General features: G+C 67.9%; 11 protein-coding genes. 4 read left to right on the forward strand and 7 right to left on the reverse strand.

What is annotated here, in order from left to right; all coding sequences use genetic code 11:
- Positions 1-78: 78 nt before the first annotated feature.
- Both argJ and secA read right to left on the reverse strand, forming a co-directional pair.
- On the reverse strand, positions 79-1308 hold the full coding sequence (gene argJ / locus ACEN9N_RS18105; RefSeq protein ID WP_495654193.1) for a bifunctional glutamate N-acetyltransferase/amino-acid acetyltransferase ArgJ: 1230 nt from the start codon (positions 1306-1308) through the stop codon (positions 79-81).
- 30 nt (positions 1309-1338) lie between these two features.
- A complete protein-coding gene (gene secA / locus ACEN9N_RS18110) occupies positions 1339-4125 on the reverse strand; it encodes a preprotein translocase subunit SecA (RefSeq protein ID WP_413314768.1) in 2787 nt (928 codons plus the stop codon).
- A gap of 181 nt (positions 4126-4306) precedes the next feature.
- On the opposite strand from secA, the gene ACEN9N_RS18115 reads away from it, so the two are divergent.
- Together ACEN9N_RS18115 and ACEN9N_RS18120 are read left to right on the forward strand one after the other, a co-directional pair.
- A complete protein-coding gene (locus tag ACEN9N_RS18115) occupies positions 4307-4615 on the forward strand; it encodes a hypothetical protein (protein ID WP_007833220.1) in 309 nt (102 codons plus the stop codon).
- Positions 4616-4671: 56 nt separating this feature from the next.
- A complete protein-coding gene (locus ACEN9N_RS18120; RefSeq protein ID WP_413314767.1) occupies positions 4672-5661 on the forward strand; it encodes an ornithine cyclodeaminase family protein in 990 nt (329 codons plus the stop codon).
- A gap of 6 nt (positions 5662-5667) precedes the next feature.
- On the opposite strand, the gene ACEN9N_RS18125 is transcribed toward ACEN9N_RS18120, so the two are convergent.
- Entirely contained in the window at positions 5668-6819 is a 1152-nt protein-coding gene (locus ACEN9N_RS18125) for a threonine synthase (protein WP_495654194.1), read from the reverse strand.
- Positions 6820-6913: 94 nt separating this feature from the next.
- Between ACEN9N_RS18125 and ACEN9N_RS18130 the strand changes: the two genes are divergently transcribed.
- A complete protein-coding gene (locus tag ACEN9N_RS18130) occupies positions 6914-7540 on the forward strand; it encodes a helix-turn-helix transcriptional regulator (RefSeq protein ID WP_413314765.1) in 627 nt (208 codons plus the stop codon).
- Positions 7541-7575: 35 nt separating this feature from the next.
- Here the strand turns inward: ACEN9N_RS18130 and ACEN9N_RS18135 are convergent, their stop codons facing one another.
- From ACEN9N_RS18135 to ACEN9N_RS18150, 4 genes are all read right to left on the reverse strand, one after another.
- On the reverse strand, positions 7576-8820 hold the full coding sequence (locus tag ACEN9N_RS18135; RefSeq protein WP_495654195.1) for a threonine synthase: 1245 nt from the start codon (positions 8818-8820) through the stop codon (positions 7576-7578).
- 124 nt (positions 8821-8944) lie between these two features.
- Positions 8945-9613, reverse strand: a complete 669-nt coding sequence (locus ACEN9N_RS18140) for a PA4824 family protein (RefSeq protein WP_495654196.1) — start codon at positions 9611-9613, stop codon at positions 8945-8947.
- A gap of 142 nt (positions 9614-9755) precedes the next feature.
- Positions 9756-10787 (reverse strand): response regulator transcription factor, encoded by a 1032-nt coding sequence (locus ACEN9N_RS18145; protein WP_007833205.1) that lies wholly within the window; start codon positions 10785-10787, stop codon positions 9756-9758.
- Complete coding sequence (locus ACEN9N_RS18150; protein WP_495654197.1) at positions 10784-14377, reverse strand: hybrid sensor histidine kinase/response regulator; 3594 nt, start codon at positions 14375-14377, stop codon at positions 10784-10786. Before ACEN9N_RS18150 ends, ACEN9N_RS18145 begins: the two co-directional genes overlap by 4 nt.
- 190 nt (positions 14378-14567) lie before the next feature.
- Here ACEN9N_RS18150 and ACEN9N_RS18155 point away from each other — a divergent pair, with 190 nt between their 5' ends.
- Positions 14568-14870 (forward strand): urease subunit gamma, encoded by a 303-nt coding sequence (locus ACEN9N_RS18155; protein WP_007833203.1) that lies wholly within the window; start codon positions 14568-14570, stop codon positions 14868-14870.
- Positions 14871-14874: the final 4 nt, after the last annotated feature.

Genomic DNA, 14874 nt, shown 5'->3' on the forward strand with positions numbered 1-14874 from the left:
GCCCGCCCGGCCGTCCGAAGGGCGTAGAGCGCCCCCTCGGGGGGCAGCGACGACACGAAGTGCGGAGCGTGGGGGTCATCAGGATCTGTAGTCGGCGTTGATCGTCACGTATTCGTGGCTGAAGTCGCAGGTCCACACGGTCTCGCTGGCATTGCCGCGGCCCAGGCCGATGCGCACAGTGATCTCGCTCTGCTTCATCACGCGCTGGCCGTCTTCCTCGCGGTACGACGGGTTGCGCCCGCCCTTGACCGCCACGTGCACATCGTCGAGGAACAGGTCGATGCCGGTCTGGTCGAGGTCGGCAATGCCCGCGTAGCCCACAGCCGCGAGGATGCGGCCCAGGTTCGGGTCGCTGGCATAGAAGGCCGTCTTGACCAGCGGCGAATGCGCCACCGCGTACGCCACCTGCCTGCACTCGGCAGCGTCCTTGCCGCCGTCGACCTGGATGGTGATGAACTTGGTCGCGCCTTCGCCGTCGCGCACGATGGCCTGCGCCAGCTGGCGCGCCACATTCTGCATCGCGGCCACCAGCGCTTGGCCATCGGCCGAGTCGAGCGAGGTGATGGGGGCGTGCGCCGCCTTCTGCGTGGCGATGACCACGAACGAGTCGTTGGTCGAGGTGTCGCCGTCGATGGTCACGCGGTTGAACGAAGCGTCGGCCAACAGCTTGGCCAGCGGCTGGATCAGCGAGGGATCGATCTTCGCGTCGGTCGCCATGAAGCCCAGCATGGTCGCCATGTTCGGGCGGATCATGCCGGCACCCTTGCTGATGCCGGTGATGGTGACCGTGGCACCGCCGATCTGCACCTGCTGGCTGAAGGCCTTGGGGATCGTGTCGGTGGTCATGATGCCCTCGGCCGCGCGCGCCCAGTGGTTCGCATCGGCATCGGCCAGTGCGGCCGGCAGGCCCGCCTCGATGCGGTCGACGGGCAGCGGCTCCATGATCACGCCGGTGGAAAACGGCAGGATCTGCTCGGGCGCGATCTCCAGCTTGCGCGCGAGCGCAATGCAGGTGGAGCGCGTGCGCATCAGGCCGTCTTCGCCCGTGCCGGCGTTCGCATTGCCGGTGTTGATCACCATCGCACGGATGCCGTAGTTCGCGGCCAGGTGGTCGCGGCAGACCTGCACCGGCGCGGCGCAGAAACGGTTCTGGGTGAACACCCCGCCGACCGCCGAGCCTTCGTCGATCAGCACGACCGTCAGGTCCTTGCGGTTGGCCTTTCGTACGCCTGCTTCGGCCACGCCGATGCGGACGCCGGGCACCGCGAACAAGGCGGCAGGATCGGGAGCGGACAGGTTCACTGGCATGGCGATTTCTCTAACGAATGGGTTGCGGGGTCAGCTGAGCTTGCCGTGGCACTGCTTGTACTTCTTGCCACTGCCGCAGGGGCACGGATCGTTGCGGCCGACGCGCGCGAAAGCCGCGGCCTCCGCGCTGAGCGCGCCCAGGCCGGCAGCCGCGATGCGGCGCTGGTTTTCCTCGTCGACGCGGATCTCGACCTCGCCCGTCTCGGTCGGTGCCGAGTAGGTGATGTTCGAGACGTTCTCGCCACGGTTTTCCATCGCTTCCGCGGCTTCCTCGAGTTGCTCGCCCGACTGCACGCGCACTGTCATCAGCTGGCGCGTGACTTCGTTCTTCACCGAGTCGAGCAGCTGGCCGAAGAGCTCGAAGGCTTCGCGCTTGTATTCCTGCTTGGGCTGCTTCTGCGCATAGCCGCGCAGGTGGATGCCCTGGCGCAGGTAGTCGAGCGAGGCCAGGTGTTCGCGCCAGTGGGTGTCGATGCTCTGCAGCAGCACCATGCGCTCGAACTGGGTGAAGTTCTCCTGGCCGATCAATGCGACCTTGGCGTCGAAGGTTTCGTTGGCGTTCTTGAGCACCTTCTCGACGATGTCATCGTCGGCGATGGCGTCCGAGGCTTCGACTTCCTTCTTGAGCGGCATGTCGATGCCCCACTCGTTGAACAGGCTCTTCTCGAGCCCGTCCAGGTCCCACTGCTCTTCGACCGATTCGCTGGGCACGTACTGGCGCACGAGGTCGGTGAAGCAGCCTTCGCGCAGCGCCGCGATCTGCGCCGTGAGGTCGCCCGCATCGAGGATGTCGTTGCGCTGCTGGTAGATCACCTTGCGCTGGTCGTTCGACACGTCGTCGTATTCGAGCAGCTGCTTGCGGATGTCGAAGTTGCGCGCCTCGACCTTGCGCTGCGCGCTCTCGATGCTGCGCGTGACGATGCCGGCCTCGATGGCTTCGCCGTCGGGCATCTTCAGGCGGTCCATGATCGCCTTCACGCGGTCGCCCGCGAAGATGCGCATCAGCGGATCGTCCAGGCTCAGGTAGAAGCGCGAGGAGCCCGGGTCGCCCTGGCGGCCCGAACGGCCGCGCAGCTGGTTGTCGATGCGGCGCGATTCATGGCGTTCGGTCGCGATGATGCGCAGGCCGCCGAGCGACTTGACGAACTCGTGGTCCTTGGTCCACTCGGCACGCACGTGCTCGATGTCGGCCTGCTTGGTGGCTTCATCGCGGCCTTCGTCGTTCTCGATCGCCTCGATCATCTTCTCGATGTTGCCGCCCAGCACGATGTCGGTGCCGCGGCCGGCCATGTTGGTCGCGATGGTGATCATCTTCGTGCGGCCGGCCTGCGCCACGATGTCGGCTTCGCGCGCATGCTGCTTGGCATTCAGCACCTGGTGCGGCAGGCCCACCTGCGTGAGCAGGCCGTCGATGATTTCCGAGTTTTCGATGGACGAGGTGCCCACCAGCACCGGCTGGCCGCGCTCGTAGCACTCGCGGATGTCCTGGATGGCCGCCTCGTACTTCTCGCGCGTCGTCTTGTAGACGCGGTCGAGCTGGTCTTCGCGCTTGCTGACGCGGTTGGGCGGGATGATGACGGTCTCGAGGCCGTAGATCTCCTGGAACTCGTAGGCTTCGGTGTCGGCCGTGCCGGTCATGCCGGCCAGCTTGCCGTACAGGCGGAAGTAGTTCTGGAAGGTAATGGAAGCCAGCGTCTGGTTCTCGGCCTGGATCTCCACGCCTTCCTTGGCTTCCACGGCCTGGTGCAGGCCGTCGCTCCAGCGGCGGCCCGTCATCAGGCGGCCGGTGAATTCGTCGACGATGACCACCTCGCCCTGCTGCACCACGTAGTGCTGGTCGCGGTGGTACAGGTGGCGTGCACGCAGCGCCGCATTCAGGTGATGCATCAGCGTGATGTTGGCCGGGTCGTAGAGCGACGCGCCCTCGGGAATCAGCTTCAGCTCGCCCAGGATGCGCTCGGCATTCTCGTGGCCGTCTTCGGTCAGGAACACCTGGTGTGTCTTCTCGTCGACCGTGAAGTCGCCGGGCACCGTGACGCCCTCGCCCGTGCGCGGATCGGCTTCGCCTTCCTGCTTGGTGAGCAGCGGCACCACCTTGTTGATGGCAAGGTAAAGGTCGGTGTGGTCTTCGGCCTGGCCGCTGATGATCAGCGGCGTGCGGGCCTCGTCGATCAGGATCGAGTCCACTTCGTCGACGATCGCATAGTTCAGCCCGCGCTGGACCCGGTCGCCGGGCTCGTAGACCATGTTGTCGCGCAGGTAGTCGAAGCCGTATTCGTTGTTCGTGCCGTACGTGATGTCGCTGCGGTAGGCCTCCTGCTTTTCCTCGCGCGGCATCTGCGGCAGGTTGATGCCCACCGAGAGGCCGAGGAAGTTGTAGAGGCGGCCCATCCAGGTCGCGTCGCGGTTGGCCAGGTAGTCGTTCACCGTGACCACGTGCACGCCCTGGCCCGACAGCGCATTCAGGTACACCGGCAGCGTGGCGGTCAGCGTCTTGCCTTCGCCGGTACGCATTTCGGAGATCTTGCCGTTGTGCAGCGCCATGCCGCCGAGCAGCTGGACGTCGAAATGGCGCATCTTCATGACGCGCTTGGAGCCTTCGCGCACGGTGGCGAAGGCTTCCGGCAGCAGGTCGTCGAGCGTTTCGCCCTTGGCGATGCGGTCCTTGAACTCCTGTGTCTTGGCGCGCAGCGCATCGTCGCTGAGCTTCTCGAACTCGGGTTCGAGCGCATTGATGCGTTCCACCGTCTTGCGATACTGCTTGAGGAGCCGGTCGTTGCGACTGCCGAAGATCTGGGTCAGGAAGTTGGTTGCCATTGGGTGGAGATGGGCGGGCGCCTGATACGGCAGGCACTGCGACCGGATTCCCTAAGATATGGTGAAAGCAGTTGGGCGCGCCCGCTTCAAAATCAAGCTTGAAAGCAAGCGGCCTTTTTCCGGCGCGAACGCCGGCAAACCGGGCATTTTAGCTGTCTTGTTTCTAACCCCTGGATTACCCATGTATCGCCGCACGCCCCCTCCCATCTCGCTGCAGGACGCAGCGGAAGGCTCGCCCACCCTGGGCAGCCTGATGGCGCGCGCACGCGACGCTGCGGAGCGGCTCAAGGCCGTCGAGGGATTGATCCCGCCGGCCATGCGCAGCGCCATCCAGGCCGGACCGGCAGAGGGCGACGTCTGGTGCCTGCTGGTCAAGGGCAGCGCCGCGGCCGCCAAGCTGCGCCAGCTGTCGCCGATGCTGGTGACGCGGCTCAAGAACCGGGGATGGGACGTGGCGACCATCCGGATCAAGGTTCACACCGGACGCTGACAGCCCGCCAATGCCCGGAGTTTTATGTTTTGTCTGGAAGTAGATAATATTTCCAAATGACATCCGCAATCGCGCCTTCCAATGCCCAGCTCCTGCTGCTCGACAAGCACCAGGTCGACACCCTCCTCTCCCCCGACGACGTGCTGCAGGCCGTGCGCGAGGCCTTCGTGCTGCACAGCGAACGCGAGGGCCGCGTCTTTCCGGTCGTGCGCGAGCCGCTGCGCACGGGTGGGGTATTCGGCATCAAGTCCGGCGACGTGCAGGCCCAGGACCTGCTCGGCTTCAAGGCCGCCGGCTTCTGGCCGGACAACCGGCAGCGCGGCGGCGAGCCGCACCAGGCGACGATCCTGCTGATCGACCCCGCGACAGGCCGGCCGCTATGCGTCATCGACGGCAACACGGTGACGACCGTGCGCACCGGTGCGGCAGGCGGGCTCGGCCTGCAGCAGCTCGCACGTGCCGACAGCACGCGGCTGTGCCTCTTCGGTACCGGCGTACAGGCGCGCATCCAGCTCGACTTCGCGCTGCGGCTGATGCCCTCGCTGCGCGAGGTTCTTTATGTGAGCGCAAACGGCCAGCGCAATGCGGCGTTCGAGGCGCATTTCGCCGGCCGCTGCAACATCGCGCCGGCCACCGACCGCAACGCTGCAGTGGCCCGGAGCGACATCGTGATCACCGCCACCCCGGGCGGCGGCGGCGCGCTCTTCGATCTCGAAGCCGTTCGGCCCGGCACGCACCTGAACTGCGTCGGCGCGGACACCCGGGGCAAGCGCGAACTTCCCGACGGCCTGCTGCCGCGCGTGCGGCTGTTCGTCGACGACCGGACGCAGGCGCAGCAAATCGGCGAAACCCAATGGGCGCCCGACACGGCATGCATCGAACTGGGCGACCTGCTGAGCGGCAAGACGCCCTTCGAGCGAGCCGTCGCCGACATCACCGTCTTCGACATGACCGGCCTCGCGCTGCAGGACCTGACCGTCGCTCGCCTGCTGCATGCGCGCGCCGACGAAACGGGAACGGGCACACGCATCGCGTGGCCCTGGTAGTGCTGGCTACACGGCGACGGCGGCGCCGAACAGCTCGGTCATGAACTGCGTCGATTTCAGGCCAGTGCCGGTCAGCAACGCGACCGTCGTCTCGCTGGCCTTGATGTCGCCGCGCTGCGCCAGCACCTCGATGGCCGCCGCTGCCGAGGCGGACGTCGGCTCCGCGTAGAGCCCGCTCGCTGCCAGCCGGCGCACCGCCGCCGCGATCTGCTCCTCGGTCAGCGCCACCGTCTTGCCATCCGTCTCGCGCAGCGCCTGCAGGATTTCCTGCAGGCGCACGGGCCGCCTGATCGCCGTGCCTTCGGCAATCGTCGGCCGCACGATGCGCTCCACCAGCGTCTCGGCGCCCGCCATGAAGCTCGCATCGATCGGCGAGCAGTTCAGCGGCTGCGCCACGAAGATGCGGGGCAGCTTCGCGATCTGCCCCGCCGCCAGCAGTTCCTTGAAGCCGATCCAGCAGCCGAGCACATTGCTGCCCGCGCCGGTCGGAATCACGACGTTGTCGGGCGCGGTGAAGCCCAGGTCTTCCCACAGCTCGTAGGCCAGCGTCTTCGTACCCTGCAGGAAGAACGGATGCCAGTTGTGGCTCGCGTAGAAGATCGATTCCGACTGGCGCACCGCCTCATATTCGGACTCTTCGCGCGGCCCCGGCACCAGCTGTACCTCCGCGCCGAAGGCCCGGATCTGCGCCACCTTCGGCGCGGGCGTGTAGCTCGGCGCGAGCACCTTCACGCGCATGCCCGCCGCCGCGCCGGCCGCCGCAATCGCCGCGCCGCCATTGCCGGAGCTGTCTTCCAGCACCGCATCGACGCCGATCTGCCGCAGGAAAGACATCATCACCGCCGCGCCTCGGTCCTTGAAGCTGCAGGTCGGATTGAACCACTCGAGCTTGAAGTAGGGCTCGAAGCCGCCCCACCGCTTCTGCACCAGCGGCGTGCAGCCTTCGCCCATGCTCGCGGGCTGCTCGATCGCCACGGGCAGCGCCGCGCGGTAGCGCCACAGCGAGCGGACGCGCGAATCGATGTCGTCGCGCCCGATGCCGGGCAGCGGCGTGACCATCATCGGGTGGCCGTCGTCGGAGCGCCATCGGCGTTCGGACAGGTCGTAGTGCCTGCCGGTGCGGGGATCGACATAGCGTGCGCGTTCTCTCGCGGTCATTCGCGGGCTCCAGTACAAAATTAGATAATACATCCAACACTGTACTTTTTGTATGAATTGGATTGTCCGTCCAGAGCTGGATACATTCCACGGCATGAAGAAGAAGCCGAACAAGCAGCTCCTGGACATGCTGCGCAACATGGCCGAAGGCCTGGGCCAGACCTTTGCGCCCTTCTGCGAAGTGGTGGTGCACGACCTGAGCAACCCGAAGAACGCGATCTACGCCATCGAGAACAGCCTGAGCGGCCGCGAGGTCGGCCAGCCGGTCACCGAGCTGGGCCTCGCTCGCATCCGCGACCCGGAGTTTCCGGCGGTGATCGCGAACTACGCCAACACCTTTCCCGACGGGCGCAAGGTCAAGAGCACGTCCATCGGCATCAAGGACGACAGCGGCGAATACGTGGCCGCGCTGTGCCTCAACGTCGACCTCACGCTGTTCCAGAGCTTCCAGGGCGCGATCTCGCAGTTCACGAAGATCGACGACAAGGATGTGCACGAGCACCTCGAGAGCGGCGGCAACCACTCGGACCGCATCCACGCGCGCATCGACGAGTTCGCGGCGTCGCGCGCGACCACGTCGCGCTCGCTGAAGCCCGCCGACCGCAAGCAGCTGGTGCAGGAACTGAAGAAGGCCGGCATGCTGGAGGTCCGCCGGGGCGCCGAGATTGCCGCGGCGCACATGGGCGTGTCGCGCGCCACGGTCTACAGCGACGCGAAGTAAGGGGCTCGCCTTCTACTGCGGCTGCAGGCCGAAGGCTAGACAGGACGGTCGGGCCAGCTCGGATCGCCGGCCGCGCTGGCGGTCAGCATCAGCACCACATGCGCGTCGGCCGCGACGGCGTTGCTCTCGCGCAGCTGCCGCAGGGCGGCCAGGCCGCCGGCCGCGCACAGCTCGGCGCTGATGCCGGACGCCGAGAGCAGCCGGCGCGCGGCGCGCGCTTCGTTGTCGCCCACGACCACCGCGCCGCCGCCCGTCGCGGCGGCGGCCTGCCATTGCAGGTAGGTGACGGTGGCTCCGGCGGTGGAGAACTGCGCGGTGTGGCCCGGGTAGCTGTCGTTGAGGGGGCCGCCCGCGAGCACGCGCGCCAGGCGCGGGAACGGCTCCACGAGCCAGAGCTTCGGCAGGCGTGCGATGCGCCCCGCGGCCAGCAGGTCGCGAAAGCCCGCGTAGATGCCCCAGGCCAGGTCGCCGCGCGCGGTGGGAATCACGATGTGGTCCGGCAACCCGCCATCGGCCACGCATTCGAGCGCGATCGGCTTGTAGCCTTCGATTGCCAGCGGCGCGCTGCCCAGCGCGGGCAGGCGGTAGTTGGTCAGCGCAAAGTAGCCGGGGTGCTGCGCACGCTCGCGCACGAAGGCCCAGCGGCCCGCGTTGTCGGCGAACACATAGCGCCGCGCGCCGAGTGCATCGAGCTGCCGCGCATAGGTGGCCGGCATGCCTTCGTAGGTGGCCACTTCGCAGCCCAGGCCCGCGGCCCATGCATAGTGCGCCGCCGACACGGCCGCGTTGCCCGACGAGGCCAGCACCAGCGTGTGGGCGTCGAAATCGAGCGCCTGCGCCACGCCCACCGCGGTCATGCGGTCCTTGTGCGAGCCGGTGGGATTGCAAGACTCGTCCTTGATGGCCAGCCGACCCACGTCGAACTGCCGCGCCAGCTCGGGCACGTCCTGCAGCGGCGTCTGCCCTTCGCCCAGCGCGAAGCCGGAGGTGTAGGGCATGGGCATCGCTTCGGCACTGCCGGACAGGTAGCTGGCGCGCAGCGCGACGTGAAGGCCTCCGCGCCTGCACGCGGGACATCCGTCGTGCGCCAGCGCGAGGGGGAAGAGCGCATCGCACCGCAGGCACTGCAGGCCGCGCAGGTTCGGGTTGCGCACGGGCCTGGGTGTCCGATTGCGTGCCGCCATGCCCAAGGGGTTGCCCGAAGGATGAGCCGCGGAATCGAGGGGAGGAGCAGCGAACTTGAAGTCCAGCACGGGCGATGTCGTCACGGGATCAGGCATGGGAGGTCGTCACCAAATCTTTTGCAGTCGGAATCAAAAATTGCGCAGGGCCGGATACTCGATCGACAACCAGGCCCATCGATGGGATTCGCGGAAATCGGATACAGCGCCTCCTGCGGCAGGCTCACTTCCAGGTGAATTCGTGGTTCAGCCCGATCGCGAAGCCGCGCACGCCCTGCGGCCCGGTGCGCGACGCGCTCACGTCCACGTTGATCAGCGGCGTGAGGCTGAAACGCCCGCCGATGCGCGAAGTCCAGACGCCCGCCGCACGGTTGCGTTCTGCGATGAGCGACACGGTGTCGTTCAGCGCCCATTCGACGCCCACGCCGCCGCGCGGCGTGCGAAGGCCGGTGCCCAGCGCCCAGTCGGCACCGAAGTTGACATGCACCTGCAGGCTGCTGGCCGGGCGCCACGTCATCGGCACGACGAACTGCCCACCCATGCGGCCGCCGCGCCGCAGGTCCGAGACGATGCCGGCCGACACGGCGGCGCTGAACGGCGCATCCGCCGCCTGCCCGTAGAAGTTCCATTTGACCTGCGGCCCGCCGGTGACCGAGTGCACGCCCTGCATCGAGGTGCGGTCGAAGTTCAGGCCCAGCTCGATGGGACCCACCCGGCAGGCGGGCCCGAGGTGGAACCCCGTGACCGGCTCCGTGCCCGTGCGGCTCCACCAGGTCTCGTACTGGCATTGGCCCGGGTCGAGCGTGCTGGCGTCGTCCACGTCGAAATGGCCGGCGGCCCGTGCGCCAGGACTCGCGCCCAGGCTCACGAACAGGCAGGAAGCAGCAAGCATCCAGCCGCGGCATGTCGGTCGGGTTGTTGTCCTGTTGTGCCTGTTGTTCTTCATCGCGCGCGTCCGGTGGACCTTGAACCATTCTAGGGACGCTGCAAGCAGGCGCCATGACACGGCGCGGGGAACCGGCGGCCATCGAACCTCAGATCTCGAACTGCGGCTGCAGCTCGCGGATGCGCTTGATGGCCACGCCGGCCGCGGCTGTGCGCGTCTCCACGCCGAGCTTCACGTACACCCGCTCGAGGTGCTTCTTGGCGGTGGCCGGGCTGCTGCCGAGGATCTCGCCGATGTCCTTGTTGGTCTTGCCCTTGACCACCCAGTACAGCACCTCGGCCTCGCGCGCCGTGAGCTTCAGGCTCAGGCTCATGGCCTCGATCACGCCGGTGTCGGACACCTCGCGCATGACGATCATCCACTCGTCGCCGTCGTCGTCGCTGCTGGTCTGCTGGTGCAGGCGCAGCGTGAGGCTGCTGGCGCCCTGCACGATGGACAGCGCCGGCGGCTCGATGCCGCGCTGGCGCGCGTCGGGCGTGTGGCTGCGCAGCCATTCGAGCACCGCGGGCGGTGTCTCGGGCGCGCGCGTGTCGCAGTAGCGCTGCAGCAGGTCGCGCGCGAGGGCCGTCTGCCAGATCAGCCGGCCTTCGGGCAGGCGCACGGTGATGCTCGCGTAGCCGAAGGCATCGAGCGCGTTGCGCGCCTGCCCGGCCTGCCGCGCGTCCTGCCGCGCGCGGCGCGCGCCCTGCAGGTGCACGTTCATGCGCGCGAGCACTTCCTTCGGCTTGATGGGCTTGGTGACGTAGTCGACGCCCCCGGCTTCCAGCGCGGCCACGAGGTGCTCGGTCTCGGTGAGCCCGGTCATGAACACGATGGGAATGTGCGACGTGGCCGCATCGGCCTTGAGCCGGCGCGCCACCTCGAAGCCGTCGATGCCCGGCATCATCGCGTCGAGCAGCACGATGTCGGGCCGCGCCTGGGCGGCGCGTTGCAGCGCCTGTTCGCCGTTGGTGGCGATGAGCACGGTATAGCCCGATTCGTCGAGCGCGTCGTGCAGCACGGCGAGGTTGTCGGGCACGTCGTCGACGATCAGCACGAGATCGCTGTTGGCGCCTTGCTGCTCGCGCAGCGTCCTGGCGAGCGGCGATGTTTCCGCGGCGGGAGGTGGCGTCTGTGTCATGCGGCGCTTTCGACGGCGTCGGCGAGCGCACGGCTCATGGCTTCGAACTGGAACTGGCGCGCCAGCGTGCGCTGGGCCTCAGTCCATGCACTGCATTCGGGCTGCGCCGCGTCGATGGCGTCGAGCTGGTTCATGATGCCGCGGAAGTAGCCCAGCCCCACTGCCTCCTCGAGCACGCGCAGGCGCTCCAGCGAAGGTGGCAGCAGCGGGCGCGCAACTGCAACCGGCGCAGGCCCGGCGGCGGTGTCGGTCCATTGCAGCCCGAGCCGGCGTTCGAGCCAGTCGAGCAGCTCCGAGTGGCGCACGGGCTTCACGAAGAAGTCTTCGGGCGCAATGCCCACGTCGTTGTCGAGCCCCTTGTCGAAGGCGTTGGCCGAGACGATGGCCACCGAGGCCTCGGTCAGCCCCAGCTTGCGCGCGCGGCGAATCGTCTCCCAGCCGTCGATGCCAGGCATCGCGAGGTCGACGAACATCGCGTCGGGCCGGTAGCCGGCGGCGATGAGGTCCAGCGCATCGTGCCCGCTGGCCGCGCTGCGCAGTTCGAAGCCCAGCGGCGCGAGCACATGCCCCAGAAGGTCGCGGTCGGCCTCCTCGTTGTCGACCACCAGCAGGCGGCGGCGCGGGCCTTCGTAGCCGCGCCGCCCGCGCTGCACCGGCAGCGGCCGGCCGGTGCCGGCCATGGCGTCGTGCACGCGCGGCAGGAACAGGCGCACGCAGAACAGCGAGCCCACGCCCGGCGTGCTCTGCACCTTCATCTCGCCGCCCATCAGGTCGGTCAGCATCTTGGCGATGGTGAGCCCCAGGCCCGCGCCCGGCGCGGCCGATGCGCCCGCTGCATTCCCGCGCGCAAACGGCTCGAAGATCCGCTCGATGTCCCCGGCCGGCATGCCCGGTCCGGTGTCCTCGATCTCCACCGACGCGAACTCGCGCGCATAGGCCAGCCGCAGCGTGACCTGTCCGGCCGCCGTGAACTTGATCGCGTTGCCCAGCAGGTTGATGAGGATCTGGCACACGCGCTTTTCATCCGCGCGCACCACCTCGGGCAACGCGCCTGCAGCATCGAAGTGGAACTGCAACCCCTTCTCCGCCGCCTGCAGCTCGAACATGTCGGCCAGTTCGCGCATCGTGTCGGCGAAGCGCATCGGCCGCGCATGCAGCGTGAGCTTGCCGGCCTCGATGTGCGCGATGGCGAGCGTGCCCTCGATGAGCGACAGCAGGTGCTCGCCGCCGCGCTTGATGACCGCTACCGCCTGCTGGCGGTGCGGCGGCACCGAATGGTCTTCGCCCATCAGCTGCGCATAGCCGAGGATGCTGTTGAGGGGCGTGCGCAGTTCGTGGCTGATGGCGCTGATGTAGCGGCTCTTGGCCTGGTTGGCCTGGTCGGCGGCCTGCTTGGCCTGCTCGGCCACGGCCCTCGCCTCTTCGGCGATCTGTTTTGCGGCCTGCAACGCGCGATCGGTCTCGCGGTGCAGTTCAATCTCGCGCACCAGCAGGTGGGTCTGCCGGTTCGATTCTTCCTGCGCCACCTTGCGGCTCTGGTGCGCCAGCACCAGCCACCACGCAACGATGCCCGCGATGACCAGCAGCGCCATGTACGCCTTGAGGAAGCCCGAGCGCAGCGACAGCTTCTGCACGCCTGCCAGCGCCGCAGCCACGTCGGCCTCGGAGGCCAGCTCCAGCGCGCCTTCGCCGAACGCGCGCAGCTCCTGCTGGTAGAGCACGCCGAACACCACGGCCAGCAGCGGCACGATGACCAGCATCAGCAGCAGGAAGTGGCCGAGCCCCGTGTCGAGATAGCGCCAGCTGCGCCGCGGCAGCAGCCAGCGCAGCACGCCGGACCACTGCGACGAGAGGCTCGCATGCGGCTTGCACAGGTCGCCGCAGCGCGCATCGAGCGTGCAGCACAGCGAGCAGATCGCGCCCTGGTAGGCGGGGCAATGCGCCATGTCCGGCCCCTCGTACTCGCGCTCGCAGATCACGCAGTGCTGCACCTTCAGGCGTTGGTAGCTGCCGGTCTCGACCTTGGCCCAGCGCACCGTGCGCGAACCTCCGGCGGGCGCGAAAGCCACCGCACCGTGGTGTTCATCGGAGCCGCGCGCCAGGTAGTACTTGCCCCCCGTCGCCCAGGCCAGCAGCGGCGATGCCACCAGCGCCGTGCCGAGCGCGATCAGCGCCGAGAAGGCCTGCGCCAGCGGACCGAACATGCCCAGGTGCGCGGTGATCGACAGCACCGAGGCCAGCGCCATCGCGCCCACGCCCACCGGGTTGATGTCCCACAGGTGCGCGCGCTTGAACTCGATGCCCGGCGGTGACAGCCCCAGCGGCTTGTTGATGACGAGGTCGGCCACCACGGCCATCATCCAGGCGATGGCGATGTTGGCGAACAGACCGAGCACGTCGCCCAGCGCCTCGAACACGTTCATCTCCATCAGCATGAAGGCGATCAGCGCGTTGAACACCACCCACACCACGCGCCCCGGGTGGCTGTGCGCCACGCGCGAGAAAAAATTGCTCCAGGCCAGCGAACCGGCATAGGCGTTGGTGACGTTGATCTTGAGCTGCGAGATCACCACGAACAGCGCCGTGGCCGCCACCGCCCAGCCGTAGTGCGGAAACACGTACTCGTAGGCCGCGAGGTACATCTGGTTCGGATCGACCGCACGGTCGGCCGGCACCATGTGCGTGAGCGCCAGGTAGGCCAGCAGCGCCCCGCCCAGCATCTTGAGCACGCCCAGCACCACCCAGCCCGGCCCTCCGGCCAGCACCGCGCCCCACCAGCGGCGCGCCGTGGCCGCGGTGCGGGCGGGCATGAAGCGCAGGTAGTCGGCCTGCTCGCCCATCTGCGTGATCAGCGCGATGCCGACCGTGAGCGCAGCGCCAAACAGGTGCAGATTGAAGCCACTCGTGCCCGAGCGAACCCCGTTGTAGTGCACGATGCCCGCAAATGCACCAGGATCGCGCACCAGCACGTAGGCAAAAGGCACCACCAGCATCAGCAGCCACAGCGGCTGCGTCCACAGCTGCAGCCGGCTGATGGCCGACACGCCGTGCGTGACCAGCGGGATCACCACCAGCGCGCACACCAGGTAGCCCCACACAGGCGGGATGCCCAGTGCCAGTTCCAGCGCATAGGCCATCACCGCCGCCTCGAGCGCAAAGAAGATGAAAGTGAAGCTCGCGTAGATCAGCGAGGTGAGCGTGGAGCCGATGTAGCCGAAACCCGCGCCGCGCGTGAGCAAATCCATGTCGACGCCGTAGCGCGCCGCATACACGCTGATCGGCACGCCTGCCAGGAAGATGATGAGCCCGGTCGCCAGGATCGCCCAGAAGGCGTTGGCGAAGCCGTACTGCACCAGCAGCGTGGCGCCGACCGCCTCCAGGATCAGGAACGACGCCGCCCCGAAGGCCGTGTTCGCCACCCGCCATTCGGACCACTTGCGAAAGCGCTGCGGCGTGTAGCGCAGCGCGTAGTCCTCCAGCGTCTCGCTGGCCACCCAGCTGTTGTAGTCGCGCCGCACCTTGACGATGCGCTGGGGGGCGTCGTCTGGGGTGATCGGTGTGTCAGTGGGGTTCACACCGTTTCGGTGCATCTTTCGTGCCTGCACTGTTGATCGCCCCCAGGCTGCGCGCACTTCGTGTCGTTTCGCCCCCCCACCGCGGGCGGGCCGGCCGCTTCGGGCGGCCGTGCGCGGCGGCCCCGGCTGCCGCGCGGCACGACTGTTGCAAAGAAGCCGGCTTGCCCATAATGGCCGCCACTCTCTGCCACCCGATGCCGATCCCATGGAACTGACTCCGCGCGAAAAAGACAAGCTGCTGATCTTCACCGCGGCGCTGCTCGCCGAACGCCGCAAGGCCCGCGGCCTGAAGCTCAACTACCCCGAAGCCATCGCCCTGATTTCGGCCGCCGTGATGGAAGGCGCCCGCGACGGCAAGAGCGTCGCCGAGCTCATGAGCGACGGGCGCGGCGTGCTGACCCGCGCCGACGTGATGGACGGCATCGCCGAGATGATCCCGGACATCCAGGTCGAAGCCACCTTCCCGGACGGCACCAAGCTGGTGACCGTCCACCAGCCGATCGTCTGACACA

The sequence above is a fragment of the Variovorax sp. Varisp46 genome (assembly GCF_059491885.1).